At 71.5% G+C, this 26,525-nt stretch carries 27 protein-coding genes; 14 read left to right on the top strand and 13 right to left on the bottom strand.

All coding sequences use genetic code 11. The annotated features are described in order from the left end of the window. The first annotated feature begins 90 nt into the window (after positions 1-90). Entirely contained in the window at positions 91-441 is a 351-nt protein-coding gene (locus tag ATL45_RS34765) for a DUF8129 domain-containing protein (protein ID WP_093146963.1), read from the top strand. 13 nt (positions 442-454) lie between these two features. Here ATL45_RS34765 and ATL45_RS39185 read toward each other — a convergent pair whose 3' ends face one another. Then, entirely contained in the window at positions 455-604 is a 150-nt protein-coding gene (locus ATL45_RS39185) for a hypothetical protein (protein WP_170210432.1), read from the bottom strand. Positions 605-793: 189 nt separating this feature from the next. On the opposite strand from ATL45_RS39185, the gene ATL45_RS34760 reads away from it, so the two are divergent. The 3 genes from ATL45_RS34760 (at position 794) to ATL45_RS34750 (ending at position 3,084) form a co-directional block, all read left to right on the top strand. Further along, positions 794-1,537: an MFS transporter gene (locus ATL45_RS34760; protein ID WP_246025725.1), complete on the top strand. Its 744-nt coding sequence runs from the start codon at positions 794-796 to the stop codon at positions 1,535-1,537. A gap of 39 nt (positions 1,538-1,576) precedes the next feature. Continuing rightward, a complete protein-coding gene (locus ATL45_RS34755; RefSeq protein ID WP_093146962.1) occupies positions 1,577-1,912 on the top strand; it encodes a plasmid stabilization protein in 336 nt (111 codons plus the stop codon). Positions 1,913-2,433: 521 nt separating this feature from the next. Next, positions 2,434-3,084, top strand: coding sequence for a GntR family transcriptional regulator (locus ATL45_RS34750; protein ID WP_093146961.1), 651 nt, complete (start codon positions 2,434-2,436; stop codon positions 3,082-3,084). 12 nt (positions 3,085-3,096) lie between these two features. Here ATL45_RS34750 and ATL45_RS34745 read toward each other — a convergent pair whose 3' ends face one another. The 3 genes from ATL45_RS34745 to ATL45_RS34735 form a co-directional block, all read right to left on the bottom strand. Further along, positions 3,097-3,594 carry a nucleoside deaminase gene (locus tag ATL45_RS34745; RefSeq protein ID WP_093146960.1) on the bottom strand — a complete coding sequence of 166 codons (498 nt, stop codon included), beginning with the start codon at positions 3,592-3,594 and terminating at the stop codon, positions 3,097-3,099. Positions 3,595-3,673: 79 nt separating this feature from the next. Further along, a complete protein-coding gene (locus tag ATL45_RS34740) occupies positions 3,674-4,399 on the bottom strand; it encodes an aspartate/glutamate racemase family protein (protein ID WP_093146959.1) in 726 nt (241 codons plus the stop codon). A gap of 37 nt (positions 4,400-4,436) precedes the next feature. Then, positions 4,437-5,918, bottom strand: coding sequence for an NCS1 family nucleobase:cation symporter-1 (locus ATL45_RS34735; RefSeq protein WP_093146958.1), 1,482 nt, complete (start codon positions 5,916-5,918; stop codon positions 4,437-4,439). Between the two features lie 601 nt (positions 5,919-6,519). Here ATL45_RS34735 and ATL45_RS34730 point away from each other — a divergent pair. Together ATL45_RS34730 and ATL45_RS34725 are read left to right on the top strand one after the other, a co-directional pair. Then, positions 6,520-7,797: an amidohydrolase family protein gene (locus ATL45_RS34730; protein ID WP_093147752.1), complete on the top strand. Its 1,278-nt coding sequence runs from the start codon at positions 6,520-6,522 to the stop codon at positions 7,795-7,797. Between the two features lie 305 nt (positions 7,798-8,102). Further along, the gene (locus ATL45_RS34725) at positions 8,103-8,933 is read left to right on the top strand and encodes a VOC family protein (RefSeq protein ID WP_093146957.1); all 831 of its coding nucleotides are present in this window, start codon (positions 8,103-8,105) and stop codon (positions 8,931-8,933) included. A 10-nt stretch (positions 8,934-8,943) separates the two neighbouring features. On the opposite strand, the gene ATL45_RS34720 is transcribed toward ATL45_RS34725, so the two are convergent. From ATL45_RS34720 to ATL45_RS34705, 4 genes are all read right to left on the bottom strand, one after another. Continuing rightward, entirely contained in the window at positions 8,944-9,531 is a 588-nt protein-coding gene (locus ATL45_RS34720; protein WP_093146956.1) for an ankyrin repeat domain-containing protein, read from the bottom strand. 107 nt (positions 9,532-9,638) lie between these two features. After that, positions 9,639-10,136 carry a nucleoside deaminase gene (locus tag ATL45_RS34715; RefSeq protein WP_093146955.1) on the bottom strand — a complete coding sequence of 166 codons (498 nt, stop codon included), beginning with the start codon at positions 10,134-10,136 and terminating at the stop codon, positions 9,639-9,641. 145 nt (positions 10,137-10,281) lie between these two features. Further along, entirely contained in the window at positions 10,282-10,752 is a 471-nt protein-coding gene (cynS, locus tag ATL45_RS34710) for a cyanase (protein WP_093146954.1), read from the bottom strand. Positions 10,753-10,788: 36 nt separating this feature from the next. After that, the gene (locus ATL45_RS34705; RefSeq protein WP_093146953.1) at positions 10,789-11,391 is read right to left on the bottom strand and encodes a carbonic anhydrase; all 603 of its coding nucleotides are present in this window, start codon (positions 11,389-11,391) and stop codon (positions 10,789-10,791) included. A 114-nt stretch (positions 11,392-11,505) separates the two neighbouring features. Here ATL45_RS34705 and cynR point away from each other — a divergent pair, with 114 nt between their 5' ends. Next, entirely contained in the window at positions 11,506-12,405 is a 900-nt protein-coding gene (cynR, locus tag ATL45_RS34700; protein ID WP_093146952.1) for a transcriptional regulator CynR, read from the top strand. A gap of 100 nt (positions 12,406-12,505) precedes the next feature. Here cynR and ATL45_RS34695 read toward each other — a convergent pair whose 3' ends face one another. The 3 genes from ATL45_RS34695 to ATL45_RS34685 all read right to left on the bottom strand — a co-directional run bounded on the left by ATL45_RS34695 (position 12,506) and on the right by ATL45_RS34685 (position 15,968). Further along, complete coding sequence (locus ATL45_RS34695; RefSeq protein WP_281276063.1) at positions 12,506-13,084, bottom strand: dienelactone hydrolase family protein; 579 nt, start codon at positions 13,082-13,084, stop codon at positions 12,506-12,508. Positions 13,085-13,164: 80 nt separating this feature from the next. Next, the gene (locus tag ATL45_RS34690; RefSeq protein WP_093146950.1) at positions 13,165-14,835 is read right to left on the bottom strand and encodes an alpha-amylase family glycosyl hydrolase; all 1,671 of its coding nucleotides are present in this window, start codon (positions 14,833-14,835) and stop codon (positions 13,165-13,167) included. After that, entirely contained in the window at positions 14,832-15,968 is a 1,137-nt protein-coding gene (locus tag ATL45_RS34685) for a mandelate racemase/muconate lactonizing enzyme family protein (protein ID WP_093146949.1), read from the bottom strand. Before ATL45_RS34685 ends, ATL45_RS34690 begins: the two co-directional genes overlap by 4 nt. A 115-nt stretch (positions 15,969-16,083) precedes the next feature. Between ATL45_RS34685 and ATL45_RS34680 the strand changes: the two genes are divergently transcribed. Next, complete coding sequence (locus ATL45_RS34680) at positions 16,084-16,743, top strand: GntR family transcriptional regulator (protein WP_093146948.1); 660 nt, start codon at positions 16,084-16,086, stop codon at positions 16,741-16,743. A 95-nt stretch (positions 16,744-16,838) separates the two neighbouring features. Here ATL45_RS34680 and ATL45_RS34675 read toward each other — a convergent pair whose 3' ends face one another. Beyond that, positions 16,839-19,814, bottom strand: coding sequence for a TIR domain-containing protein (locus ATL45_RS34675; RefSeq protein WP_093146947.1), 2,976 nt, complete (start codon positions 19,812-19,814; stop codon positions 16,839-16,841). Between the two features lie 185 nt (positions 19,815-19,999). On the opposite strand from ATL45_RS34675, the gene ATL45_RS34670 reads away from it, so the two are divergent. From ATL45_RS34670 to ATL45_RS39175, 4 genes are all read left to right on the top strand, one after another. After that, positions 20,000-20,524: an ArsR/SmtB family transcription factor gene (locus ATL45_RS34670; RefSeq protein ID WP_093146946.1), complete on the top strand. Its 525-nt coding sequence runs from the start codon at positions 20,000-20,002 to the stop codon at positions 20,522-20,524. Continuing rightward, complete coding sequence (locus tag ATL45_RS34665; RefSeq protein WP_093146945.1) at positions 20,521-21,744, top strand: MFS transporter; 1,224 nt, start codon at positions 20,521-20,523, stop codon at positions 21,742-21,744. The genes ATL45_RS34670 and ATL45_RS34665 overlap by 4 nt, the downstream gene beginning before the upstream one ends. 155 nt (positions 21,745-21,899) lie before the next feature. Continuing rightward, positions 21,900-22,340, top strand: a complete 441-nt coding sequence (locus ATL45_RS39180; protein WP_170210430.1) for a nucleotidyltransferase domain-containing protein — start codon at positions 21,900-21,902, stop codon at positions 22,338-22,340. Between the two features lie 77 nt (positions 22,341-22,417). Continuing rightward, entirely contained in the window at positions 22,418-22,741 is a 324-nt protein-coding gene (locus ATL45_RS39175) for a nucleoside triphosphate pyrophosphohydrolase family protein (protein ID WP_170210429.1), read from the top strand. Between the two features lie 21 nt (positions 22,742-22,762). Here ATL45_RS39175 and ATL45_RS34655 read toward each other — a convergent pair whose 3' ends face one another. Further along, complete coding sequence (locus tag ATL45_RS34655) at positions 22,763-23,773, bottom strand: Lrp/AsnC family transcriptional regulator (protein ID WP_170210428.1); 1,011 nt, start codon at positions 23,771-23,773, stop codon at positions 22,763-22,765. 95 nt (positions 23,774-23,868) lie between these two features. Between ATL45_RS34655 and ATL45_RS34650 the strand changes: the two genes are divergently transcribed. Together ATL45_RS34650 and ATL45_RS34645 are read left to right on the top strand one after the other, a co-directional pair. Further along, positions 23,869-25,080: an amidohydrolase gene (locus ATL45_RS34650; RefSeq protein WP_246025723.1), complete on the top strand. Its 1,212-nt coding sequence runs from the start codon at positions 23,869-23,871 to the stop codon at positions 25,078-25,080. Between the two features lie 35 nt (positions 25,081-25,115). Next, positions 25,116-26,405 carry a DUF3100 domain-containing protein gene (locus tag ATL45_RS34645; RefSeq protein ID WP_170210427.1) on the top strand — a complete coding sequence of 430 codons (1,290 nt, stop codon included), beginning with the start codon at positions 25,116-25,118 and terminating at the stop codon, positions 26,403-26,405. Positions 26,406-26,525 lie beyond the last annotated feature (120 nt).

The raw sequence follows: 26,525 nt of genomic DNA, 5'->3' as shown, positions 1-26,525 counted from the left end.
GGCAGCTGCGCCCGGTGGCGGCCGGGGCGCATGTTCTCGCGCGGTGCGGGGAAACCGACTGGCGGTACGCGAACTCAGGCAGGAGGCGAGATGTCCCCGCACGAACTCCCGATCATCGATTACGACAACATCCCGGTCGGCTCGTTGCAGCACCGCATCCGGTCGCTGCCCGCCGACGAGATCAAGCTGCTGCTGGACCACGAGCGCACGCACAACCACCGGGCCCAGGTCTGCGAGATCCTGCAGAACCGGCTGAACGAGCTCCGTGCGGGAGCGCAACCGTCGGGCGGCTCGCAGGACGACAAACCGCTGGAGGCCGAGGACACGGCAGGCGGTTCACCGGTGGATCCCAGCGGATCGCCGGAGCCCATGCATCCGCCGCGCCACGGAATGGCCGGTCAGCCCGGGAAACCCAAGGGCGACCGGCCACGCGGTCAGTGAGCGCGCCGCGATATCACCGCCGGCGCTTCAGCGTGTCGGGCGGGATCCGGGGGCCGGTGTGCAGGAGCGGGTCCGGCTCGCGGCCGGGCACACCCGAGCACGGCGCCGGCTTCCGGACACCGTTCAGCACGCGGCGGATGCGCGGGAAGTGCGGTAGTGACATGGTTTCCTCCAGTGTTTCCCGAACCTTCTCGCTCCACGGGTGCCCACCGCGGCCGGGGCTTGAACCCGCTCCGCTTCCGCACCGGGCCCAGGGGTAACCGCCGATTGCGTGCGGGTGGTGGTGGCGCGACGGGGGATGCGATGCCGAGGGGCCGCAGGTGGTCGCGGCGGGACGAGCCGGAAGCGACCATTGTGGACGAAGGCCGGGTCGGGCGCGCGGTCGCCGCCGCCGATCGGCAACACCGTGGAGTGGTTCGACTTCGGCGTCTACAGCTACATCGCGGTGGTCATCGGCCAGGTGTTCTTCTCGCCCACCAGCCCGACCGCGCAGCTGCTGTCCACCTTCGCGGCCTTCGCGGTGGCGTTCCTGGTGCGGCCGCTGGGCGGGTTCTTCTTCGGGCCGCTGGGCGACCGCATCGGCAGGCGGACGGTGCTGGCCATCACGATGGTGACGATGGCGCTGGGCACCGTGACGATCGGGCTGATCCCGAGCTACGCGACCATCGGCATCTGGGCACCGGTGCTGCTGCTGGTGGCGCGGCTGGTGCAGGGCTTCTCCACGGGCGGGGAGTACGGCGGCGCGGCCACCTTTAGCAGCACCATGCCCCCGACGCTGCCCGCGCTGTTCCCGACCGATGTCCGCTACGGCGCGGTGTCGGTCGGGTTCAACATCTCCGTCGCGCTCTTCGGCGGCACCACCCCGCTGATCGCGGAAGCCCTGGTGGCCGCCACCGGGATGCCGCCGGTGCCGGCGTTCCTGCTGGTGGTCGCGGGCGTGGTCGGCCTGGTGGCGGTGTGGGCCATCAAGGAGCCGGCCGGGCGTGCGCTGCCGGGTTCCAAACCCACCGCGACCGACCGGCAGGAGGCCCGCGAACGCGCCGAGAGGAGCGCGAGGCGGACTGAACCCCGGTGTACTCGCCGTCGCCGCGGGTAGCCACTGGCTGCGGAACCCCGTTGGAAGGAAGTGACGGACATGCCGCAGCGAAGCTGGAACGCCAAGCAGGAACGGCAGTACGAGCACATCAAGGAGCAGACTCGCGAACGGGGCTCGAGCGAGGGCCGGGCGAGCGAGATCGCCGCTCGCACGGTCAACAAGGACCGGGCCCAGCAGGGCCAGACCAAGCAGAGCAGCCGGACCTCCACCAAGGACATCTCGCCGCAGCGGCGCGGTGGCCTGCGGTCGGGCAAGCGCCAGGGCCCGGGCGGGCGCACCAAGCAGCAGCTCTACGAAGACGCCCGCCGGGCGGGTGTCAAGGGCCGCTCCAAGATGACCAAGGCCGAGCTGGAGAAGGCGGTGAGCCGCAGCTAGGCGCGGCTGGGGCGCCGGACCTTGGCACATCGGCCTTCCCGCGCATACCCCGCTCCTGGGCGACGCATCCGAGCTCCTGGAGGTGCTGCGACGGGACGAACCGCCCAAACGCTGGTTGAGAACGCCGTTGGTCGGCTCCGCGACGATCATTCGCGGAGCCGACCAGCCATGCCATGGTGATCAGCCCGTTCATCCGCATCCGACCAGGGTGTTCACCGGGCGGCCCAAGCGCGAACACCAGCTCGGCCGACCGGCGGCCCAGCACGCTCGGCCCGCTCCCACGTCGCGAGCAGGCGGTTGTTCACGTCCCGGCGGAGGCGACGACCCGCTCCCGCAGCCGGATCACGACACTTGATCAGCCGCCCGCGCTCGGGGCGCTCCTCGTGCCGCTGGGCGCATCCCGCGCCCGACCACGGCGGCCCGGCACCGAACGGTCCACTGTGGATATCAGGTGGCGGGGCCCCGGTGGGGCGGCTCCGCCGATACGATGGCGGTCCAGATCGCGATGGAGACTTGAACTCATGACACAGGCAGGGAGCTTCGAGCCGGAGTCGGAGCGGGTGATGCGGCAGCTCCGCGACGAGATCCTCGGCGGGATCCGGGCTCCGGGCAGCAGGCTCGTCGAGCGCGACCTGGCGGCCGAGCTGGGGGTGAGCAGGCTCCCGGTGCGCGATGCGCTGCGGTCGCTGGTGGCCGAGGGGCTGGTGACGCCCCGGCCGCGCAGCTGGGCGGTGGTCCGCGAGTTCACCGCCTCCGACGTCGCCGATCTCAACGAGGTGCGCGGGGCGTTCGAAGCGCTGACCTTCAAGCTGGCCGCGCAGCGCCGGACCAAGGACGGCCTGGCCCGGCTCCGCGAGGTCCTGGACACCGAGCTGGCCGCGGCGCGCGCGGGCGATGAGGTGCGGGCGCGCCGCGCGGCGGCCGACTTCCACGAGGTGGTGACCTCGCTGGCGGCCAACGAGCTGCTCAGCGAGCTGGAGCGGGTCATGAGCGGGCGGATGCGCTGGCTGCTCGGCCAGCACGACGACCTGACCGCGATCGCCGAGCAGCACGAAGGTCTCTACTCGGCGATCGCGGACCGGGACGTGGTGCGGGTGGAGCGGCTGATCGCCGAGCACCTCGCCGCGGGCCAGGGCATGGCCGCCGAGCGCCAGCGCGCGGCGGAGTCCTGACGAGGGGTGCGGCTACCGGCCGATGCCGTGCAGGCGGGCGTGCAGCCCGCGGACCTCGTCGGCCAGCTCCGGGGCCGGTCCGGCGACCGGGATCTCCGGCGCGACCGCGTTGACCGGCAGCGCCGCCACCGGCCCGGCGGGCAGCTCCCACTCGCGGTGCCAGGCGGTCAGCTGCTCGCTGCTCGTCGCGTAGACGATGCGGCCGAGCCCGACCCAGGCGTGCGCGGCGCTGCACATCGGGCAGTGCTCGCCGGAGGTGTAGACGGTGCTCTCGCCGCGCTCGGCGGGGGAGAGGTTCGCCGCCGCCCAGCGCGCGATCTCGAACTCGGGGTGCCGGGTGGCGTCGCCGCCCTTGACCCGGTTGCGGTCTTCGAAGCGCACCGAGCCGGTCGCGTCGACGAGCACCGAGCCGAACGGCTCGTCGCCGTCCTCCAGCGCTTCGCGGGCGAGGTCGACGCACCGCCGCAGGTGCGATCGGTCCTGCTCGCTGATGGTCTGCGGTTCGTCCATGCCGGACAGCCTACCACTTTTGGTATACCATTTCCGGCGGTGCCGGTGGTGGCGGAGCAGGCTCCGCCACCACCGGTCCTCAGCCCAGCTTCGGCGGCCAGTTCAGCACCCGCTTCGGCCGCGGCGCGGCGTAGGTGCGGACCTTCGAGGTGCTCAGGCCCAGGCGCACGAGCGATTCGGCGATGGTCACCGCGGCGGTCACCCCGTCCACGACGGGTACCCCGGTGCGCTCGACCACGCGCTCGGCGAGCCCGGACATGCCGCCGCAGCCCAGGCAGATGACCTCCGCCCGGTCGTCCTCGACGGCGCGCGCCGCCTGCTCGGCGATCGCCTCCACCGCGGCGTCCGGATCGCGTTCGAGGTCCAGCACGGCCATGCCGCTGGCCCGCACGGACGCGCAGCGCGCGCTGAGCCCGCCGACGTGCAGCCGTTCCTCGATCAGCGGGACCGTGCGGTCCAGGCTGGTCACCACCGAGTAGGTGCGGCCGAGGAACTGCGCGGTGCTCGCGGCGGCTTCGGTGATGTCCACGACCGGGACGTCGAACAGCTCCTGCAGCCCCTCCCGGCCGTGCTCGCCGTAGCCGGCCTGGATGATGGCGTCGAACGGCTCCGGGTAGGCCCGCACCGTCTCCATCACCGCGATCGCGGCCAGGTAGCTCTCGTAGTTGCCCTCCACCGACTCGGCGCCGAAGGCCGGGGTGAGGGCCACGATCTCGGTGCCGGGAGACGCCGCACCGGCGGCCTGCTCACCGATGGCCTCGGTGATGGCGGCGGTGGTGTTGACGTTCACGACCAGAATGCGCATCTTCCAACCTTCTTCGGGGAATTCGTCGACCGGGAACTCACTCGGCGGCCACCGCGATCGACTCACCGTCCACATCGGAGGCGTCGGGCTTGCGGCCGGCGATCGCGGCGTAGATGACGGCGCCGAGGATCGCGCCGATGAACCAGGAGAACCCGGCCGCCGCGCTGAACGCGGGGACCAGCGCCACCGCCACCGCGATCCCCGCGGACGGGATGAACGCCCAGATCGCCTTCGGGTTGTACCCGCGGCTGTAGTGGTAGTCGGAGTGCGCGTCCTCGCTGTAGAGGGCCGGGACGTTCACCCGGGTCTTCCGGACCAGCCAGTAGTCGGCCATGATCACGCCGAACAGCGGGCCGAGCAGCGCGCCGAGGCCGCCCAGGAAGTAGTTCACCACGACCGGGTCGTTGTAGAGGTTCCACGGCAGGATGACCAGTCCGATGACCGCGCTCACCAGCGCGGCCTTGCGGAAGTTCAGGTGCCGCGGGAACAGGTTGACCAGCACGTAGATCGGCGCCACGAAGTTGGCCAGCAGGTTCACCGCGATGGTCAGCACGATCAGCGCGAGCGAGGCTGCGGCCAGCAGCACCATGTTGGGGATGGTCTGCACGATGTCGGTCGGGCTGGTGATCACCTTGCCGTCGAGCTTGAACTGCGCACCGCTGAGCACCACCACGATGACGGCGAAGAACAGCATGTTCACCGGGATGCCGATCAGGTTGCCGCGGATGATCGACTGGCGGCTCTTGGCCGAGCGGGTGAAGTCGCAGAAGTTCAGCACGAACGTCCCGTAGATGACCACCCACAGCGCGGCGCCCTGCAGGATCTGCAGCCACATCTCGCCGCCGGTGAACGGCTGCGAGTTCGACAGCGCGATCTCGCCGCCGGCGCGGACGAACATCCAGATCGCCAGCGCGGTCATCGTGATCAGGATGGTCGGTGCCGCGACGGCCATGTACTTGCGGATGACGTGCATGCCGTAGCTGGCGATGAGCACCTGGACCAGCCACAGCGCCAGGAAGGTGATCCAGCCGAGCGTCGAGAGCCCGAGCGCGGAGGTCTCCTCCAGCGCCTGCATCGACGGGAACATCGCCACCAGCAGGGTGCTCAGCACCTCGGAGGCCAGGTAGGTCTGGATGCCGAACCAGGCGATGGCCACGATGCCGCGGACGGCCGCCGGGATCTGCGCGCCCTTGGTGCCGAAGGCGATCCGGCTCATGACCGGGAAGGGCACACCCGTCTTGTGCCCCATGTAGCCGGACAGCGTCAGCAGCAGGAACAGCAGCAGCGAGGCCAGCACGAAGGCGGCCAGGATGCCCCACACGTTCAACCCGAGCGCGAACAGCCCGATCGCGAAGGCGTAGTTGCCGAGGCTGTGCACGTCGTTGCCCCAGAGCGTGAAGACGTTGTAGGCGCCCCAGCGGCGCCCTTCCTTCTTCGTGGGCGCCAGGTCGTAGGTGTAGAGCCGGGAGCTGGTCGTGGCGGGAGCCTCCACGGCGGAGCCGTTGTCCGTGGCGGTCATCGGGCGGCCTCCAGGTGTCCTGTGCGCAACTGTCGACTTCCTTGTCTGGTGCCGGGCATCGGATGGGGATGGTGCGGAGTGCCGCTCAGCGTTGTGCCCTGGTCCTCGCCGAGCGTGCGGTACCGCGCCGGGGAGGTGCTGCTCGATGAGGACATGGGCTTCTCCGGTGGAGGAGTGCGACCGGTGGTCCCGCGGCGCCCAGCAGCGCTGGGCGGGGAGTCGCCGGGGCGACCAAGTGAAACTTCTATTTCGAATTGCGGAAGTATACGTTTATGATTCGAAAACGCTAGACCGGTTGTCCAGGCGCGTCAAGGGCTTCGTGCGAGCGCTGCGAGCAGCGGCTCGCGGCCTCCAGGTGGGCGATCGGGGTCTCGCGCCGACGGCCGCCTGTCCGAATGGTGACCGCTGCGGGCCCGGGTGTCCACGATCCAGGTGCGGGTGCGACGGGGCGTGCCGAACGGGTTCGGAAGAGCCTCCTGTTGCGGTATACCAAAATCGATCAACCGAAGCTGTCCGCCGGATAATCACGCTCGGCAGTGGGGTTGAGGCGCGTGATTTGGTATACAGAAAAGCCCCGACGATGGACAGCAAGGAGCGCTCGATGTGCGTTGACCCCGTTCCGCCGCCCGCCGGCCACCTCACCCGCCGAGGCGTGCTCGCCGCAGCCGCGGTCCTGGCGGGCACCACCGCGCTGGCGTCCGCGCCCGGCACGGCGGCCGCCGCCCGGCGACCGGAGCCGAGGGGCGGTGACCTGGTCATCGACGGCGGCACCTTGCTCGACCCGGCCACCGGTGCGGTCGTCGAGGACGGCGTGGTCGTCATCCGCGACGGCATCGTGCGCGCGGCGGGAGCCCGCGACGGCATCGAAGTGCCCGCGGGAGCGGCCCGCCTGGACGCGCGTGGCCGCTGGGTGCTGCCGGGGCTGGTCGACGCGCACATCCACTTCAACACCGTCGACGAGGCGAGCGACGCGGTCCGCAAGGGCGCCACCAGCGCCCGCAGCGGCTCGACGAACTTCTACCAGGACATCGCCGTGCGCGAGCTCGCCCGCCAGGTGCCCGGACGCGCACCGCGGCTGAAGGCGGCGGGCGTCTTCGTCACCCCGGACCTCGGCGACACCGTCCTCGCCGACCCCGACCTCACGCCGCTGGCGCGGCTGGCCGAGGGCGTCCGCTCGCCGGAGGCGCTGCGCCGCGTCGTCGAGGTGAATCTGGCGCGCGGTGCCGACGTGATCAAGACCCGGGTCAACGAACGCGCCGGGCTGCCCGAGCAGGACCCGCTGACCCAGGTCTACTCCTACGAGCAGCTCTCGGAGGTCGTCTCCGCGGCAGGCCGGCGCGGCAAGGGCGTGCTCTGCCACAGCTACAGCGAGCAGGGCTGCCACGACGCGGTGACCGCGGGCATCCGCTCGCTGGAGCACGGCGTGTACGTCGGTGAGCGGACGCTGCACGAGATGCGCCGCCGGAACACCTTCTTCACGCCGACGCTGACGGCCATGGCGGGCCTCGCCGAGTCCTCGGACCCGGTCCTGGCCGAGCGCGGCCGCACCTACCTGCCGATCCTGAAGGGCGCCGTGCGCGCGGCCCACGAGCTGGGAGTGCCGCTGGCGGCCGGAACCGACTCCTCCGGCGGTGAGGTCGACCCGATCGGCCGCGAGGTGCAGCTGATGCACGAAGCGGGCCTCCCGGCGCTGGACGCGATCCGCACCGCGACGACCTCCGCGGCGAGCCTGCTGGGCGTGGAGCGCGAAGCGGGCCGCCTGGCTCCGGGCTTCAGCGGCGACGCGGTGGTGCTCTCCGGCGACCCGCACCAGGACCTCTCGGTCCTGCTGGCCCCGCTCCACGTCGTGCGCGCCGGTCAGCTCGTGGAATCCGCCTGACGCAACGCTCGGCCGTCCAGGTTCTCGTGAGCGCTTTGGGGCGCTCCAGCACCCCAAAGCGCTCACGGTCCCGCTGCTGAGCGGAAGCCTTGCCAGGTCGTCGATTTCCTCCACTGTAGACATTCAGGGGCGGGGCGCGAGGATGGCCGACCGGTTCGGCGGGTTCGTCCCCGATTGCTCCGGAAGTGGTGCTCTGTCCGGGTGTTTGATCCGATCGTGATCCCCTTCGGCGGAGTGCGTCGTCGGACCCCGGGCGCATAATGGAGCCCGACACGTGATCTTGACCGGATGGCTGGGGGCCGGACATGTCCGTCGAGAGGGCTCGCTTGAGCATCCCCGCCGGGACGCCCTGCTGGATCGAGCTGGTGACCACCGACATCCCCGTGGCCCGCGGGTTCTACGGTGCGCTGTTCGGCTGGGAGTTCCAGGAGCACGACGATCCGCGGGAGGGCAGGCACGTGATCGCGCACCGGGACGGGTTCCCGGTGGCCAGCATCCGCGAGTCCGCGGACGGCCGGACGCGGTGGCGGTTGTTCCTGGCCACTCCCGATAGCGCGGCGACCGCGGCCGCGGCGGGCAAGCTGGGCGGGCGGATCATCGTGCCGCGCAGCCGCGTTCCGGGGCTGGGCGTCAAGCTCGTGCTGGCCACCCCGGCCGACGACGAGTTCGGCCTGCTGGAGCCCGACGCGACGTGGCAGTTCGACGTCGGCCTGCCGGGCACCCTGGTGTGGGCGGAGCTGGTCACCATCAAGGCGCAGGCGGCCGACCACTTCTACGGCGGCCTGTTCGGCTACACCGGCGAGCAGTTCGGCACCGACCACCTCTCCGACTACGAGGTCTGGTACCTGGGCGGGGATTCGGTGCTCGCCCGCGTCTGCATGATCCGCGACCACCTCAGCCCGGGCGCCCACGCGCACTGGCTGGTCTACCTCGGCGTGGACGAGGAGGTGGGCACCGACGAGATGGTGCGCACGGCGGTCGCCCACCACGGCCGGGTGCGCGTGGACCCGTACGACTCCAGCCTCGGCCGCGTCGCGGTCCTGCGCGACCCGCTGGGCGCGCGCTTCGCCCTCGTCGACCCGTCCCAGGCCACCGACTACGGCTCGGCGGGCAACGACGATCCCTACGACGACTGACGGTCCGGGATCAGGCGGCGCCGCGGAGCAGATCGGCGATCTCCGCCTGGCCGCCGTTCTCGGCGTGGCGGAGCGCCGTCACACCGTCGCGGTCGGGGAGCGACGGGTCGGCTCCGGCGTCCAGCAGGATCTGCACGATCTGCTGGTAGGACCGGGTGCCGTCGCCGAGGATGACGGCTTCCAGCAGCCCGGTCCAGCCGAGGTCGTTGACGTGGTCGACGTCGATCCCGGTGCGCACCGCTTCCCGGACGTAGTCGACGTGGCCGCGCTCGCAGGCGGGGATGAGCGCGGTGCCGCCGAACCGGTTGGTCACGGTGAAGTCGGGGTCTGCGGGCAGCAGCACCCGGAGCATCTCGACGCTGCCGGTCACCCCGGTGGCCAGGAAGGCGCTGTCCCGGCGGTCGTCCTGGGCGTTCGGGTCGGCACCGGCCGCGACGAGCTCGCGGGCGACGTCGACGTGGTCGCTGAGCACGGCCAGCAGCAGCGGGGTGCGCTGGTGTGAGTCGCGGGCTCCGGCATCGGCGCCTGCCGCCAGCGCGGCGCGGACCTCGCCGAGGTCGCCGGTGGTGGCCGCGCGCAGGAGTCGTCGGTCGGGCATGGGGAGTCCTCTCCTCGGCAGGGGGCGCAGCCACCGGTGGCGGGGAACCGGTGGCTGCGCGGACGGCACCGGAGTGCCAGGGAATCACACGGGTGGCCCTGCCGGGGTCAGGCGGTCGGGGCGCCTGCGACGCGGCGCTCACCGCCGTTGCGCCGCTGCCAGTCGCGGTAGACCTCGACGGCGTCGTCGCGGTGCTCGTGGCGCATCGGCAACCGCCGGTCGCGCCAGTCCTTGGCGAACTCCGCGTAGAAGGTGTCGAGCTCGAAGTACTTGCGGTCGTCCACGTAGTGCGGCTCGTAGGCCTCGCGCGTGGTCAGGAACACGACCTCGTCCGGGCTGCAGTAGTACAGCGAGCCCAGGCACATCGGGCACGGGTGGGCGAGCACGTAGATGGTGGTGCCGGTGAGGTGCTCGCTGCCGGCCTTCAGGCACGCCTCCCGGATGGCCAGGATCTCCGCGTGCGCGGTGGGATCGCCGGTCTGCGCCACCTGGTTGGGGCTCTCGGCCAGGACTTCGCCGTCCTTGACGATCACGGTCGCGAACGGGCGGCCGCCCTCGGCGACGTTGCGCCGGGCCAGGTCGATGGTGCGCTGGATGGGGTCCACGTCTTCTCCGGAATCTCAGGGCTTGTCGGTGTTCGCTCGGCGGGGCCTGAGTGCTCCCCGGTGCGGGGGCCCCTCCTGGTGCACGACCGGATGCACGGAGGGGCCGTCCTCGCCTGGAAAGCGCTCAGAACCCGCCGGTGGGCGATCAGAAGGGCTTGGTGGGCAGGTACTTGCCGTCCAGGGTGATCACGGCGCGCTCGCCGCCCTCGGGATCGGCGACCTTCTGCACGTCCAGCCGGAAGTTGATCGCGCTGATGATGCCGTCGCCGAACTTCTCGTGCACCAGCGCCTTGAGCGTCGTGCCGTAGACCTGGAGCATCTCGTAGAACCGGTAGATGGTCGGGTCGGTCGGGACGCCGCCCGGGATGGAACCGCGGGTCGGGATCGTCTGCAGCAGCAGCGCCGCGTCCGCACCGAGTCCCAGCAGCTCGGCGACGGCCTCGGCGGCGGGAGCGGGCAGCGCGTGCTGGCCCAGCAGCGCGGCGGTCACGAACGCCTCGGAGTACCCGGCGGTGTCGGCGATCTGCCGCCACGTCAGGTCCTTGCGGGTCTTGGCCTCGACAGCGGCGATCGCGAGCTGCTGGCGGGCGGCGGGGTCGAACTGGGCGTGCGTCATCTTCGCTTCCTTTCGATCGGAGATCCGCCGCGGCCCTCAGGCGGCCGTGACGGGGGTCGTGAGGTCGTGTCCGACTTCGGTCACGACGCCGGTGGCGATGTCGAAGACCCAACCGTGCAGCGCGATCCGGCCGCTCGCGACGGCGCGGGCGACGCAGGGATGGGTCGCCAGGTTCGCCAGTTGTGCGAGCACGTTGTGCCGCACGAGCACGTCGACCTGGTGGTTCCCGCCCGCGGCTGCGGCTCGCGCCAGCGAGGCATCCGCGTGGCGCAACCACCCGGCGGTGGTCGGCAGCGCGGAGAGATCCCGGCGCTCGGCGAGGGCGGTCATCGCGCCGCAGGAGGAATGCCCGCAGACGACGACGTCGGAAACCTCCAGCGCGTCGATGGCGTACTCGATGCTCGCGGCGACACCGTCGGCCCCGCCGGAGTGCGCGGGCACGAGGTTGCCCGCGGTGCGGACGACGAACAGCTCGCCGGGATCCTGCTGGGTGATCAGCTCGGGGACCACGCGGGCGTCGGAGCAGCCGATGAACAGCGTGCGCGGCCGGTGCTCGGTGGCGAGCCGGGCGAAGAGCTCGGCCTTGGCGGGGAAGACGCCCTGCTGGAACCGGCGGATGCCGTCCGCGAGGTGCTGCATGGTCCCTCCTTCTGGTAGCTGGTGGACCGACACCACGACCATGCCTGAACTGGAGGTATAGCGTCCAATACGCAGTCGCCATCGAGACGATTGATGTCATCTATGGTTGGTGGCGTGACCGTTGAACTGCGCCACCTCCGCTACCTGCTGGCCGTCGCCGAGCACGCGAACTTCACCCGCGCCGCCGAGGAGCTGCACATCTCCCAGCCGACGCTGTCGCAGCAGGTCAAGCAGCTGGAGAAGGCCCTGGGCGTGCAGCTGCTCGACCGGACCGGCCGCTCGGTGCGGCTGACCGACGCGGGCGCGACCTACCTGCACCACGCGCGCGAGGTGCTGCGCGATCTCGCGGCGGGGGAGCGCGCTGTGCTCGACGTGCAGGACCTGAGCCGGGGGCACCTGCGGCTGGCGGTGACACCGACCTTCACCGCTTACCTGGTCGGGCCGCTGACCGGTGAGTTCCGGGCCGCGCATCCCGGGATCAGCCTGGACGTGCGGGAGATGACGCAGGACCGGATCGAAGCAGCCCTGCTCGCCGACGAGCTCGACCTGGGCGTGGCGTTCCGCGGCGGCCACCTGCCGGGCATCGACAGCGCCGCGCTGCTGACCGAGTCGCTCAGCCTCGTCGTCGGACGGCGCCACCCGCTGGCCCGCCGCCGTCGCCCGCTGCCGGTGGCGGAGGTCGCTGAGCAGCCGTTGGCGCTGCTCAGCGCGGACTTCGCCACCCGGGGCCACATCGATGCCTACTTCGCCGAGCACCGGGCGCGGGTGCAGGTCGCGGTGGAGGCGAACTCGGTCACCGCGCTGATCGAGATGATCCGGCGCACCGACCTGGTCACCGTGCTGCCCGACGCCATCACGCGGGAGCACCCCGAGCTGCACCCGATCTCGCTGGATCCCGGCCTGCCGACCCGCACGGCCTGCCTGCTGCGCCGCGAGAGGGCTTACCAGAGCGCCGCTTCCCGGGCGTTCGTCCGCATCGCCCGGCGATCCGCGCGGGACGGCGACCGGACGTGAGTCCTATGTGGACGATCGGTGGTCGACCGGTGTGGTCGTCCTGATGCGGTTCAGCCTCGCCGATGCCCGGGTGCGACGAGCCGCACCCGGGTCCGGTGGCTCACAGCGAGTCGAGGAAGTCCACCGCGATGTTCCATGTCTTGCGGGCGGCGTCGGCGTCGTGGTCGGGCAGGCTGGGATCGGTGTAGAGGTGCCCGGCACCGGGGTAGCGGAAGACCTCCACCTCGGCCCCGGCCCGCTGCATCTGCAGGTACCAGGAGTTCAGCCAGTCCTCCGACTCGAACGGGTCGGGGTCGGCCACGTGCAGCTGCACCTGGAGGTCGTCGACCGCCGCGTTCTCCGCGATGTCGGAGGTGCCGTGCAGGAGCAGCAGGCCGCGGGCCTTCTCGTCGGCCAGCGCGAGGTTCTGCGCCAGCGCCGCGCCCAGCGAGAACCCGGCGTAGACCAGCCCCCGCGCGCTGAGCGGAGCGGCGACCTGCACCGCCCGGCGCAGCAGCTCGTCGCGGCCGATCTCCTCGCTGATGCGCATGCCGTCCTCGACGGTCTCCGCGGTGCGCCCGTCGAACAGGTCGGGGACGTGCACCTCGTGACCGGCCTCGCGCAGCCGGTCGGCGGCGGCGTGCACCGCGGGCCGCAGCCCGAACACTGAATGAAGCAGAAGGATGTCCACAGCGGACATCCAATCAGCTCCGGCCGGAGCCGGCGTCCGAGAGGGTGTTGCGCCTCTCGCTGAGCACCACCGGCTCGGCCCGCTGACGACTACGCGTCGCGCTGCCTAGGAACGACATCGTCGAGCTCGACGAGCAAGCCGCTGTGGCCGCGCACGAGGAATCGCTGCCGCAGCGCGTGCTCGGCCACCGCCGAAGGAACGTCGGCGGACAGCAGCACGCGACCGCGACCGGGTAGTCCGACCGTGGTGTCGGCGTCACCGAAGTTCAGCAGCACGGCCAACTCCTGCCTCCGGGTGCTCCGCAGGTAGCCCATGCACTGCTCGGCGCGGAGGTCGAGCGCGCGGAAAGCGCCGTGCCGCAGCGCGGGTTCGCTCCGGCGCAGGGCGAGCAACCGCCGGTAGAGGTTGAGCACCGAGTCCGGCTCGGTGAGCTGGCTCTGCACGCTGAGCCGCAGGTACTCGTCGCTCACCGGCAGCCACGGTGCGGCGTCGGCCGGCCCGGAGTCGAAGCCGCCGTTGCCCCGGGAGGTCCACGGCATCGTGGCCCGGGCCTGGTCCCGGCCCAGCGGATCCAGCCACTTCTCCTCGGGGATCGGCAGGTCGGCCAGGCCGAGCTCGTCGCCGTAGTACAGCGTCGGGGTGCCGCGCAGGGTCAGCAGCAGCATCGCCGCGATCCGCACGCTCCGCGAGCCGTTGCGGGTCGCCAGCCGCGGCCGGTCGTGGTTGGACAGCACGTAGTTCGGCCAGGCGCCGGCCGGCAGCGCCGCTTCCTGCTCCTCGACACCGGCGCGCAGCGCCGCGGGCTCCCAGGGCGTTTCGACGAAGTTGAAGTTGAAGTTGAAGTGCGTCCCGCCGTCGCCGAGGAAGCTGACCCACGACTCCCACGGCATGGCCTCGATCTCGCCGATCGCGATCCGCTCCTGCCCGGTCCGGGCGCTGTGCTCGGCGAGCAGCGCGCGGATCTCGCGGATGTGGTCGTGCAGGTCCGGGTGCATCCGGTCGTGCACGTGCCACTGGGAGTCGAAGTCCGGATGCTGCCGGTCGGTCGGGTTCGGCTCGGCGTTCTCCCTGACCGGGTTGTCGGTGAGGCCGGGATCCTTGGCGATCATGTGCAGCGCGTCGATCCGGAAGCCGTCCACCCCGCGGTCCAGCCAGAAGCGCAGCACGCCGAGCATCGCCTTGCGCAGCTGCGGGCAGCGCCAGTTCACGTCCGGCTGCGCCCTGTTGAACGAGTGCAGGTACCACTGGCCGGTGGTCTCGTCGAACTCCCACGTGGAGCCGCCCTGCTCGCTGGTCCAGTTGCTCGGCGGGCCGCCGCCGGGTGCCGAATCCGCCCAGACGTACCAGTCCCGCTTCGCGGCGGTGCGGCTCGATCGGGATTCGGCGAACCACGGGTGCTCGGCGGAGGTGTGGTTCGGCACGAAGTCGACGATCACCTTCAGGCCGCGCTGGTGCGCTGCGGCGATCAGGGCGTCGAAGTCCTCCAGGGTGCCGAAGACCGGATCGATGTCGGTGTGATCGCTGATGTCGTAGCCGAAGTCGACCTGCGGGGAGCGGTAGAGCGGGCCGCACCAGATCGCGTCGACGCCCAGCGTGTCCGCCAGGTAGTCGAGCTTGCCGATGATGCCGCGCAGGTCGCCGACGCCGTCGGAGTCGCTGTCGGCGAAGCTGCGCGGGTAGATCTGGTAGATCACGGCCCAGCGCCACCACAGCGCGCCGGCGTCGTCCGCATCGGAGTCCCACTGCTCGCGCGCGGTCATGGCCGGAGCAGCTCCTCGGCGTCGGCGAACCGCGCGAGTCGCTCGGGATCGAGCTGGAGACCCAGACCGGGGTCTGCCGGGATCGCCAGCATGCCGTCGGAATCGAGGCGGAACGGCTGCTCGGTGATGCCGTCGATGTAGGGCGAACCGGTCTTGTACTCCACGAGATCGGTGCCGGGCAGCGCCGAGGCCAGGTGCAGGTCGGCGAGCAGGCCGACCGCGGTGTTCCAGCCGTGCGGGATCAGCCGGACACCGTGCTCCTGCGCCAGCCAGCCGATCCGGCGGCTCTCGCTGAGCCCGCCGACCTTGGTGGTGTCGGGCTGGACGATGTCGAACGCGCGCTGCTCCAGGTACGGCCGGAACGCCTGCCGCCGCGTCAGCACCTCACCACCGGAGATCGGCACGAGCGTCCGGCTGCGCAGCGCGGCGAAGTCCTCGACGGCGTCGGGGCACAGCGGCTCCTCGAACCACGCGACCTGGTGCGCCTGGAGCATCTCGGCGGTGCGCAGCGCCCACTTGAGGTCACCGCGCCAGTAGCCGTCGCTGCCGCCCGCGTCAACGGCCAGCAGCGCGTCGGGCCCGACGGCGTCCCGCGCGGCGCGCACGATCTCCTCGTCCAGGCCCGCGCTCACCCGCCCGAACGGCCCCCAGCCGATCTTGAAGGCCCGGAAGCCCTGGTCGGTGAGCTCGGTGAGGTTCCCGGCGAGCCGTGCGGGCTCGTCCATCAGCACCGAGGCGTAGGGGAGCACCCGCTCCCGGTGGCGCCCGCCCAGGAGCCGGCCGACCGGCTGCCCGGTGGCCTGGCCGAGCAGGTCCCACAGCGCGATGTCGATCGCGCTGATGGTGTGCGTGAGCGCGCCGCCGCGCCCGAGCCAGAAGGTGTGCTGGTGCAGGTGCTCGGAAACCCGCTCCGGTTCCAGCGCGCTGTCCCCCAGGCACAGGGGCGCGAGCACGTCGAGGGCGGCGCGCACCAGGTTCTCGCTGGTGAAAGCGCTGCCAACGCCGACGAGTCCGGTGTCGGAGTGCACCGCCACCAGGGTGTGCACCACGTCGTCCGGCCGGAGCTCGACGCTCCACCCGCCCTCCGGCGTGGCGCCCCGCAGGCCGGCGGCGCGGATCTCGCGGATCTTCACCCGTGTTCCTCCTCTGGACGATGACGATGGTCGATGGTCGACCATATAACCACCACGGCGGTTCGGGCTATAGTTCTGCTCGCATCCGAGCCGACCGAAGGGGCCAGTTCCACCGATGGCCAGAAACCTCCTGCCCGCCCTGCCCTCGACCTCGCGCCGCCACCAGGTCGCCGACGTGCTCCGCGCGGCGATCGTGGACGGCACGCTGCGACCGGGCGACAAGCTCACCGAGCGGGACCTCGCGGCGGACCTGGACATCAGCCGCGCGCCGATCCGCGAAGCGCTGCGCCAGCTGGAGCAGGAAGGCCTGGTCGTCTCCTACCCGTACCGCGGCACCGAGGTGCTGGGCATCTCGCAGCAGGAGGTCACCGAGATCCTGGTGCCGATCCGCCTGACCCTGGAGCGCTTCGCGGTCCGCACGGTGCACCCGCTGCTCACCGAGGACGACTTCGCGCACCTGACGGCACTGGTCGACCGGATGACCCAGCTCGCCGAGGCGGCCGACCACGCGGGCCTGGCCGACGCCGACGTCGAGTTCCACCGGTTCCTGATCACCAGGGCGGGCCAGCCGCACTGCCTGCAGCTGTGGAACGTCATCGAACCCCGGGTGATGGCCCAGTTCCGCCGGGACGCCCCGGCCCACCCGTCCCCGAAGGCGGTCGCGGACCAGCACGCCCGCCTCCTCGAAGCCCTCCGCGCAGACGACGTGGAAGCGGCCTGCGAAGCAGTCGCGGCCCACATCCACGAAATGCCGGCTACGCCTGCGAAGCGCTGATTTCGCGCGGAATCGCCCACTCCCGAACGCGGATCGCCCGGCGGCGAAGGCGAGCGGACGTTGTGCTGGTGTTCTTGCTGAGACGTGGCTCGGGGCTACCGGGCTGGGCACACGTCCAGGTAGTCCGCCCCGGGCAAGTGCCGGTTCCACTCTTCAGGGGTGAGGGTGCGCCGAGCTGTCTCGCACAGCGCGGCGGGGACATCTTCGGCGGCGCGGACGTCCCAGAACCGGATGGCCGCGTCCTCTCCCGCACTGGCCACGGTCTCGCCGTCCGGGCTGAACGCGATCGCGCGGACGGGCTGCCGGTGGCCCAGGTGATCGGCGCTGATCTGCTTGCGTGCCAGCACGTTCCACAGTCGTACCGAACTGTCCCCGCCCCCGCTGGCCAGCGTCCGGCCGTCCGGGTGGAACGCCAGGGAGTACACCGCGCCCGTGTGCCCGACCAGCGGATCTCCGGTCAGCCGCCGGGAGGCCACGTCCCACAGCCGGATCGCGCCGTCGTCGCCCGCGCTGGCCAGTTGCGTGCCGTCCGGGCTGAAGGCCAGGGTGCCCACCGGCCCGGTGTGGCCTTTCAGCGCTTCGCCGATCGGCTGCCTGGTGTCGGTGTCCCAGAACCGGACCTCCCCTTGGGCGTTGCCGGTGGCCAAGATCGACCCGTCGGGGCTGAACGCCACTGCGTAGACGATGTCGCCGGCGTCGAAAGCGCCCAGCAGCTCGTGGCTCTTGGCGTCCCAGAACATGAGTGCGGTCGGCTCCTGGCCTGCCTTCATGCCCGCGGTGACGAGCACACCACCGTCAGGGCTGAACGCTGTGGCGCGGACCGCCGACAGCTCGTCGGACAACGGCTGTGCAAGTGGGGTGCGGTTGGCGTGGTCCCACAGGGTGGTGCCGCCTTCTCCGTTGTTCATGCCGCTGGCGGCCACGGTGGCGCCGTCCGGGCTGAACGCTACCGCCAGCACGGGAGTACGGTGCCGCGTCGGCAGGTCGGTGACAGCCTCGCGTTGCGCTACGTCCCACAGCATGAGCGTGCGCGGCGGTCCGGGCAGCGGCGGCTGCGCGTCGAGCGGGCGGTAGAAAAGCACTGTCATGCCGCTGCCGGTCACGGTGGCCTGGCCGTGGTCGATGTAGCACACATCCCAACCGTCGTGGCTGCACACCTCCATGCTTCCGTGGTCGCTGGCGGTTTCACCGTTGTCGCCGCCGGTCACGAGGGTCTTGCCGTCTGGGCTGAACGCCAGCGCGTACAGCATGCCGGAGTGCTCGATCGCCGGGTGGGCGAGTTGGAGGTGTTCGGCCACGTTCCACAGCCGCGCCGTGCCGTCCTGCGCGCCGCTGGCCAGCGTCCGGCCGTCCGGGCTGAACGCCAGTGATGTGACGGCGCGGGTGTGGCCGCTCAGCGGGGTGCCGAGCAGGTTCCGGGTGCGAACGTCCCAGAGGCGGACCATGCCGTCCTCACTGCCCGCTGCGAACATGCGCCCGTCGGGGCTGAATGCCAGTGATTGTGCGAGATTCGTGCGGTCGGGCCTGGTGTGTCCGGTGATGGGCGCGCCGACCGGCCGGCGGGTGGTGCTGTCCCAGAACCGGATCGTGCCGTCCGTGCCGCCGGTGGCGAACAGGGTTCCGTCCGGGCTGAAGACGAGCACCGGGCCGACGATGCTCGCGTTGTCGCCGGGATGGGCGGGCAGCGGTTCGCCGACCTGGGCGCCGGTCGCGGTGTCCCAGAACCGGACCGCGCCGTCCGTGCCGAGCGCGGCGAACGAGGAACCGCTGGGGTGGAAGGCGACCGACGCGGACACCATGTTGCGCCGGAACGGGTCGACCTGCGGTGTCGCGAGGGTGTGCATCGCCGTGTGACTTGCGATGTCCCACAACGTCACGCCGTGACCGGCATCGCCGAGGACGAGGCTCGCGCCGTCCGGGCTGAACGCCGCGGTGATCGAGCCGATCAGATCCCACGGTGCGGACACGTCCTTCGGATAGGGCTCGCCCGATGGTCTGCCGGTCTTGATGTCCCACAACTGCGCGGGCACTCCCTGCCCCGCGGTCAGCAAAGTCTCGCCGTCCGGACTGAACCGCACGGTCCGCACGGGACCTCCCTGCCCGGTGAAGATCTCGCCGACCTGCCGCCGTGTGACGGCGTCCCACACCCGGACTTCTTCGCCACCCGTCACCAGGATCTTGCCGTCCGGGCTGAACGCGACAGCCTCGACACTGCCGCCGCTGACGATCCGGCCGATCCCGGGACGCGCGGCCGCCTGCGACATCGCCGCCTCGGCCTCCGCCGTTCCGCCGACCCGCCACGCCGCGAGCGCGAGCAGCCGCGACAGTTCAGGATCGCTGTCGCCCATGAGCTCGCTCTTGGCCGCCACGGCCCGGGACAGCGCCTGCTGTCCCTGCTCGATCGTCTGCTGCTGCAGGAGGATCGTCCGCACGCCCAGCCCGAGCACGGTGATGAGCAGCACCGTCAACGCCGCTGCGACAGCCCGGCGCACCAATGTCGCGAGCCGGTACCGCCGGACGTCCTCGCTGTCCAGCTCCTCCTTGGCCGTGCCGTGCACCGCAGCGGCCAACGTCGCGACGTCGAAGCGAAACCGGCTGTGCCGCAACGACAACTCGGGTTCGTCCCGAGCCCAGGACAGATCGACCCACAGCGGTTCGGTGGAGAACCACCCGCGCAGCGACTCGGGCAACGCCGTGGTCCGCGCCCAGTCGAAATCGCCAGCGGCTTCGTCCCACACGATCTCCCCGCCGGTCAAGGCGATGAGGAACGTGCCCTGGTCCCGTTGTTGCCGCCAGTACTCGACCTCCCGTCCCACCCAGGGCGAAGCCGCGGCCTCCGGCGAGGCCAGCAGGATGAAGAACCGGGATTCGCGCAACGCGTTGTCGATGGTGTCCCACAGGTCAGGATTGGCGGCGAGGCTCTCCTTGTCCTGGAAGACCCGCAACGCCCGGACCTGGTTCCACCGCCGGGCCAGCTGGTGCAGGCCTTGCCGCAGAACCGGTGCGATCCGCCGGTCGGCCGCATGGCTGTAGGACAGAAACGCGTCGTAGCGGATTCCGGACTCGTCCATCGTCTCTCCCGATCCCTCAGCCCGTCGTGCACGCTAGCGAAAGCCCCTGGTCTTCCGGGTGAAATCCGGTGAAGCCACTCTCTTGCGCGCAGGATCGACGCGGACGCAGCACGAGGGCGAGGGTGTGACGCACATCCCCCAAATGGTTCTTTGAGGGTTGGCCAGTGGTCTGCCAGGCTTGAGCGGTGGCAGAACAGCGCTCCTTGGACGAGCTTCGCGTGCTCGCGCATCCGTTGCGGCTTCGGATGCTTTCGCTGCTGACCGGCGTTGCCATGAGCGCCGCCGAGGTCGCGCGGGAGCTGGGGGAGTCGCAGGCGAACGCGAGCTACCACCTGCGGCGGCTGCACGAGGCCGGGTTGCTCGACATCGCCGGTGAGGTGGTGATCCGCGGTGGTCGGGCCAAGCGGTACCGGCACGATCCCGACAGCGGTGCGCGCTTCCTCGCCGATCCGGCCGAGGAGCGGCAGCTGGTGGTCACCATGGCCGCGGACCTGCCACGCCGGGCTCAGCGGTGGCCCGCCGGTGCGCCAGGGGCGTTGACCGATGCGCAGGTGTGGCTGGATCCGGCCAGCTGGCAGCGTGCGCTCTCGCTGGCGCGGGAACTCGGCGAGCTGCTGCACTCCGCCGCGGTGCCGCCCCGGACACCGGGCGCTGAGCTGATCAGCGCAGCTGTCGCGCTGTTCCCGGTCGATTCGGCTGAAGCCGGATGAGTTCCAGCGGGCTGTCCCGGCCGCTGGCCCACCGGGCCTTCCGCCTGCTCGCCGGGGGCCGGACCGCCGCTGAGTTCGGCAACGCGGTCGCACCGGTGGTGATCGCCTTCGCCGTGCTGGATCTGACCGGCTCGGTGGTGGACATCGGGATCGTCGTCGGGGTGCGCTCGCTGGCCAACGTCGCGCTGCTGCTGCTCGGCGGGGTGCTGGCAGATCGGTTGCCCAGGTCGGCGATCCTGCAGGGCGCCCAGTTCGGCGCCGCCGTCAGCCAGGCGCTGGTGGCGGCGAGCGTCCTCTTCGGATTCGCGTCCATCCCGCTGCTGGTACTGCTCGGCGCGGGCAACGGTGCGGCCGCTGCGCTGTCCCTGCCCGCGGCGGCTTCGCTCACGCCGAGGACCGTGCCCGCACACCTGCTCACCCAGGCCAACGCCCTGCTGCGGCTGGGGGTGAACGGCGGGCGGATCACCGGGGTGTCGGTCGGCGGTGCGCTGGCCGCGACGAGCGGTTCCGGTGCCGCGCTGGTCGGCAACGCGGTGGCGTTCGCTCTCGCGGCGTTGTTCTTCCGGGGAGTGCGGTTGCCGCACGTCGCGCTCCCGGGACGAGCGCGGCCTCTCGCCGAGATCCGCGAGGGCTGGCGGGAGTTCAGGTCCCGGCGCTGGGTCTGGGTGGTCGTGGCGCAGTGCATGGTGATCAACGCGGTCACCGCCGGTGCGCTGACGGTGATCGGCCCGGTGATCGCCGACCAGACGTTCGGCCGGGCTGCGTGGGGACTGGCGCTGGCCGCGCAGACGGCGGGCGCCTTCGCCGGTGGGATAGTCGCGGCCCGGTGGCAGCCGAAGCGGGCGCTGGGCTTCGGCGTCGCGGTCGGGATGCTCGAAGTGCTGCCGCTGATCGTGCTGTCGCAGCCGCCATCGGTGCTCCTGCTGCTGCCGGCCATGTTCGTGACCGGATTCGCGCTGGAGCAGTTCGCCGTGGCGTGGGAGGTCTCGCTGCAGCAGAACGTCCCGGAGGACAAGCTCGCGCGGGTCTACTCCTACGACATGCTCGGCTCGTTCATCGCGCTGCCGGTCGGTGAGGTGGCCGCGGGTCCGCTCGCCGAAGGCATCGGCACCGCACCGGTCCTGCTCGGCGGCGCACTCGCCGTCCTCATCGTCACCGGTCTGGCCCTGGCGGTCGAGGACGTCCGCACGCTCACCCGGAAGGCGGCTGCACCGAGCTAGCCGGTGACCGAGCCGCGACGGCGGCAAGTGGTCACGCGGGAGTGATCGACTGCCGCGTCGGGATATCGTTCGCGGCACACGGGATTTCCGCGCGGCGGCCGGGTGAACGTGGTCCGGACTTCAGCGCAACGATCGCGGAACGGCAGGAGGAGCAGATGGACAGCACCGCGCGGCACGAGCGGGCCCAGCAGGTGGTGACCGAGTTGTGCGATTGGGCCGACACCCGGCCCGACGTGCTGGCCCTGGCGCTGGTCGGCTCCTACGCGCGCCCGCCGGGGGCGGAGACAGCTGAGTCCGATGTGGACATCATCGTGGTGACCTCGGATCCGGGCCGCTACACCGACGGCACCGGGAACCTGCCGCCGGTGCTGGAACTTCCGCTGCTGCGCGCGAAGCAGTGGGGCGTGGTGGCGGAGCGGCGATCGCGCCACGCGACGACCGGGCTGGTGGTGGAGCTCAACATCACGACACCCGTCTGGGCGGCCACGGAACCGGAGGTGGACGGCGGCACGCGCCGGGTGGTGCGCGACGGAATCCGAGTGCTGCGCGACCGCGACGGGCTCTTGGCGAAGCTGATCGACGCCTGCGCGGCCTGAACCTCCACCGGTTCGGCGGGCGCGCGGCGCTCCGGTGGCGGAGCAGGCTTGAGCAGCGGAGCCGGAGGAGGACAACCGTGGATCTGCTCGACTACCAGCGCCAGTGCCGCGCCTTCGACAACCACGAACCGGGGCTGGCGCCGCTGGTCCTGGGTCTGGTGAGCGAGGCCGGTGAGATCGCCGCCGAACTGGAGAAGGCGGCCCGCCAGGACCCGTCGAGGCGAACCGAAGCCCAGCTGCGCCAACGCGTCCTGGAAGAGGCGGGCGACGTCCTCTGGAACCTGACGCGCGTGATCGACACGCTCGGTTCGACCCTGCCGGAGGTCGCTGCGGCCAACATCGCGCACCTGCGCGACCGCTACCGCGAGGCCGGGATCCCGCTGCGCCCGGTCACCGGCTGAAGCCTCGAGGACGGTGCGGGGTCACGGGTTGCGGCGGGTGTCGAGCGGGACGGAACCGGTCGCGTGGCCGCGTTCGTCGAGGAGCCGGCCGACGAGCTTAACCGGCCGCACGACGATGCTGCGGTCGACGATGTCGAGGTTCGGCAGCCGCCTGCTCATGTGCGTCTCCAGGTCCTGGACGTCGGCCAGCGACCGCTGCCAGACCGCGATGATCAGGTTGTGCGGACCGGCCGTCGAGGTCACCGCGCGGACCTCCGGGATGCGGGCGAGAGCGCGCGCGGTGTCGTCGAGGTGGGCCGGGGGCACGCGGGCGAAGAACCACGCGTACACCGGCCAGCCGGACTGCGTCCGGGCGAGTTCGCAGCGCAGCCGGAGCTGCCGGCTGGCCAGCATCCGGGCCATCCGCCGCCGCACCGTGCTCGTGCTGGTGCCGGCCGCTTCGGCGAGCGCCGCGACCGGGGCGCGCCCGTCGGCGGCCAGGGCCACCGCGATCGCCCAGTCCTGCTCGGTCAGCGAGACCAGTCCGGTCGTGGTGCCGGGATCCCAGGCCATCCGCGCGACCTGGTCGTGGTCGAGCGCGCGCAACCGCCAGCGGCTGGCCTCGGTGTAGATCCGCACCGCCGGGTGGCTGCGCACCTGCTGGAGGTGGCCGACCCGGCTCATCCGCTCCAGCAAGTAGCTCGACAGCGTCTGCGGGTCCGGGGTGCTGACGGTGACGAGCACGTCGCGCCCGCCCGCGGTCACGTCGATGGTCATGGCCTGCGGGTCGGCGGCCAGTTCGCGCGCCACCTCCACCCCGCGTCCCGGTTCGCAGACCAGCTCGACGAAGGCCGTGGCCTGGGCGGGCGTGGTCGGGGGATAGGCGGAGATCCAGGCCAGCCCGGTGTGCTCCAGCCGCGCCCACCTGCGGGCCGCGGTGACCGGGTCGATGCCGAGCACACCGCCGATCAGCGACCAGGGCGCGCGCGGGTGGATCTGCAACGCGTTGACCAGCGCGAGATCGACTTCGTCCAGTTCGGCGTGATCCTGCATTCGATCGGTGTTCCTGCCGCAATCCTGCATTCGGGGGGAGGTGAGCGTGCCATCGCTGACCCTTCCTGTCCAGGACGGACCAGGGAGGAGCACAAGTGGGCGGTCAGGAGATCCGGGTCGACGTCGTGGCACTCGGAGATGCCGTGCGGGCCGAGCAGCAGCGCTGGCGGGAGCGCCTCGTGCAGCTCAGCCGCAGCCTGCACGCGGAGCCGGAGCTGGCCTTCGCCGAGCACCGCTCGGTGGAGAAGGTCACCGAGCTGCTCGGCGCGGCGGGCTTCGCGGTGGAACCGGGTCCGGACGACGTTCCGACGGCGTTCACCGCGGTGCGCGGCAGCGGGGAGTTCACCGTCGGCATCTGCGCCGAGTACGACGCGCTGCCCGAGATCGGGCACGCCTGCGGGCACAACATCATCGCCTCGGCCGCGGTCGGCGCCGCCATCGGGCTGGCCGCCGCCGCCGACGATCTCGGGATCCGGGTCAAGGTGATCGGAACTCCCGCCGAGGAGCACGGCGGCGGCAAGGTCCTGCTGCTGGAGCGGGGCGTCTTCGACGACGTCACCGTGGCGATGATGGTGCACCCCGGGCAGGCCGACGTGCACCCGGCGGCTTTCGCCAGCCAGGCGGTGACCCGGTTCGCGGTGACCTACGCGGGCCGGGCTTCGCACGCCGCTGCCGCGCCGCACCAGGGGATCAACGCCGCCGACGCCGCAGTCGTCGCCCAGGTGGCGATCGGGTTGTTGCGCCAGCAGACCACGGGCGACTGCCGGATCGGCCTGTTCGTGCGGGAGGGCGGCGCGGTCACCAACATCATCCCGGAGAAGGCGGTCGTGGACTGCGAGGTGCGGGCATTCGACGTCGAGACGATGTCCGCCCTGCAGGAGCGGGTGATGGCCTGCTTCGACGCCGGAGCGCGGGCCAGCGGCGCGACGATGACGGTCGAGCTCACCGAACCGCTCTACGCCGACCTGGTGCAGGAACCGGCGATGTCCGACCGGTTCGCCGCGCACGTCGAGGCGCTGGGCCGGAGCCTGCGCGAGACCCACGGCATGCGCGGCGGATCGACGGACATGGGCAACGTCTCGCACGTGGTGCCCAGCATCCACCCGTCCATCGCGATCATCGGCTGCGAGCACCCACCGCACACCCGCGGTTTCGCAGCCGCCGCAGCGACCCCGGCCGGTGATGACGCCGCGGTGGACGGTGCTGCCGCGATGGCGCTGACCGCCGTGGACGTCGCCGCCGACCCGGTGCTGCGGCAGAAGTTCCTGGACGAGCACGCCGCGCGCCGGACCTCGGCGGCGACATGAGCCACTCCGAACCTCTGCTCAACATGGAGGAAGCCATGTCCGGCACCACGGTCGCGCGGGGAACCCGGCGCCCGGTCCGCTCATCGCGCAGCCGATTCGTCCTGCTCGCGCTCGCCCTGACCGCCGCTGCCGAGGCCATCGGAAGTCACAAGATCTCCATCGGGCTGGGCGCGATCACGCTCTTCCCGATCATCTGGGGGCTGGTGCTCGGCGCGGTGGTGAGCATCCAGCGGTTCCGCCCCGTCCCGATCGGGTTGCAGAAGGCGTCGACCTACCTGGTGGAAGCGGGCGTGCTGCTGCTCGGCGTGCGCCTGGCCTTCGTGGTCGGGCACGAGCTGCCGGTGCTCAAGCAGGCCAGCGCCGCGCTGCTGCTGCAGGAACTCGGCCACCTCTTCGGCACGGTCGCGCTGTCGCTGCCGCTGGCCGTGCTGCTGCGGATGGGCCGCTCGGCGGTGGGCGCCTGCTTCTCCATCGACCGCGAGGCGTCCTTCGCGATGGTCTCCGAGCGGTTCGGCCCCGACTCCGACGAGTACCGGGGCGTGCTCGGCATGTACATCTTCGGCAGCGTCGTCGGGGCGCTCTACGTGACGCTGCTGGCGAGCTTCCTGGCCGGGACCGGCTGGCTGGACCCGCTGGCGCTGGCGATGGGCACCGGCGTCGGTTCCGGCTCGGTCATGGCCGCGTCGTCGGCGGCCATCGCCGCCCAGTACCCGGAGATGGCGAACCAGATCGTGGCGGTGGCTGCGGTCAGCAACCTGGTGACCACGCTGCTCGGGCTCTACGTCGGCATGTTCGTCGCGCTCCCGCTGGCCGACCGCTTCTACCGGCTGCTGACCCGCGGCCGCACGATCGAGGCGGCCGCGCCCCGGGTGACCGCGGTGGCCGAACCCGGCAGCGGCGAAGCGGTCCGGATCCGGCCGCTGATCGCGATCCTGCTCGTGCTGCTGGCCATGGTGGTTTCCAACGTCGTGCACACCGGTGGACTCCAGCCGCGCTCCCTGCTCGGGTTCGCGCTGGTCGCGGCGGTGGTCCTCGTCGGTCTCGGCGTCAAGAAGCTGACCGGCCTGCCCGCGGTCGCCGGCACCTCGGTGCTGGCCATCCTGCTCACCTCGCCGATCTCACCGGTGGCCGATGCGGTGCTGTCGTTGATCGAACCGATCGAGTTCCTCGCGATGGCCACTCCGATCCTGGTCTTCGCGGGGCTGAGCATCGGCAAGGACGTGCCCGCGCTCAAGCGCATCGGCTGGCGGATCGTCCCGGTGGGGCTGACCTCGTTCGCCGCGTCGTTCCTCATCTCGGCGCTGATCGCGCAAGCACTGCTCTGAAAGGTGGGAGTGCGGCGCTGGGCGGCCGATTCACCGGTTCGCCGGGTGCGCGGTGATCGCGGTGTCGAGCAAGGTGGACGGTCGGCACCCCGACGTGTGCCCGCTTACAGCGCCTCGACC

Source organism: Saccharopolyspora antimicrobica, from assembly GCF_003635025.1.
Taxonomy (GTDB): Bacteria; Actinomycetota; Actinomycetes; order Mycobacteriales; family Pseudonocardiaceae; genus Saccharopolyspora; species Saccharopolyspora antimicrobica.
Note: the sequence above shows the minus strand (reverse complement) of the source record. Positions and strands in the feature narration are given on the sequence as shown.

Excerpts from the sequence above, each read along its gene's own strand:
- ATL45_RS34765 (WP_093146963.1), top strand. The coding sequence starts at position 91 with ATGTCCCCGCACGAACTCCCGATCATCGATTACGACAACATCCCGGTC.
- ATL45_RS39185 (WP_170210432.1), bottom strand. The coding sequence starts at position 604 with ATGTCACTACCGCACTTCCCGCGCATCCGCCGCGTGCTGAACGGTGTC.
- ATL45_RS34755 (WP_093146962.1), top strand. The coding sequence starts at position 1,577 with ATGCCGCAGCGAAGCTGGAACGCCAAGCAGGAACGGCAGTACGAGCAC.
- ATL45_RS34750 (WP_093146961.1), top strand. The coding sequence starts at position 2,434 with ATGACACAGGCAGGGAGCTTCGAGCCGGAGTCGGAGCGGGTGATGCGG.
- ATL45_RS34745 (WP_093146960.1), bottom strand. The coding sequence starts at position 3,594 with ATGGACGAACCGCAGACCATCAGCGAGCAGGACCGATCGCACCTGCGG.
- ATL45_RS34740 (WP_093146959.1), bottom strand. The coding sequence starts at position 4,399 with ATGCGCATTCTGGTCGTGAACGTCAACACCACCGCCGCCATCACCGAG.
- ATL45_RS34735 (WP_093146958.1), bottom strand. The coding sequence starts at position 5,918 with ATGACCGCCACGGACAACGGCTCCGCCGTGGAGGCTCCCGCCACGACC.
- ATL45_RS34730 (WP_093147752.1), top strand. The coding sequence starts at position 6,520 with ATGTGCGTTGACCCCGTTCCGCCGCCCGCCGGCCACCTCACCCGCCGA.
- ATL45_RS34725 (WP_093146957.1), top strand. The coding sequence starts at position 8,103 with ATGTCCGTCGAGAGGGCTCGCTTGAGCATCCCCGCCGGGACGCCCTGC.
- ATL45_RS34720 (WP_093146956.1), bottom strand. The coding sequence starts at position 9,531 with ATGCCCGACCGACGACTCCTGCGCGCGGCCACCACCGGCGACCTCGGC.
- cynS (WP_093146954.1), bottom strand. The coding sequence starts at position 10,752 with ATGACGCACGCCCAGTTCGACCCCGCCGCCCGCCAGCAGCTCGCGATC.
- ATL45_RS34705 (WP_093146953.1), bottom strand. The coding sequence starts at position 11,391 with ATGCAGCACCTCGCGGACGGCATCCGCCGGTTCCAGCAGGGCGTCTTC.
- ATL45_RS34695 (WP_281276063.1), bottom strand. The coding sequence starts at position 13,084 with ATGTCCGCTGTGGACATCCTTCTGCTTCATTCAGTGTTCGGGCTGCGG.
- ATL45_RS34690 (WP_093146950.1), bottom strand. The coding sequence starts at position 14,835 with ATGACCGCGCGCGAGCAGTGGGACTCCGATGCGGACGACGCCGGCGCG.
- ATL45_RS34680 (WP_093146948.1), top strand. The coding sequence starts at position 16,084 with ATGGCCAGAAACCTCCTGCCCGCCCTGCCCTCGACCTCGCGCCGCCAC.
- ATL45_RS34675 (WP_093146947.1), bottom strand. The coding sequence starts at position 19,814 with ATGGACGAGTCCGGAATCCGCTACGACGCGTTTCTGTCCTACAGCCAT.
- ATL45_RS34665 (WP_093146945.1), top strand. The coding sequence starts at position 20,521 with ATGAGTTCCAGCGGGCTGTCCCGGCCGCTGGCCCACCGGGCCTTCCGC.
- ATL45_RS39180 (WP_170210430.1), top strand. The coding sequence starts at position 21,900 with ATGGACAGCACCGCGCGGCACGAGCGGGCCCAGCAGGTGGTGACCGAG.
- ATL45_RS34655 (WP_170210428.1), bottom strand. The coding sequence starts at position 23,773 with ATGCAGGATCACGCCGAACTGGACGAAGTCGATCTCGCGCTGGTCAAC.
- ATL45_RS34645 (WP_170210427.1), top strand. The coding sequence starts at position 25,116 with ATGTCCGGCACCACGGTCGCGCGGGGAACCCGGCGCCCGGTCCGCTCA.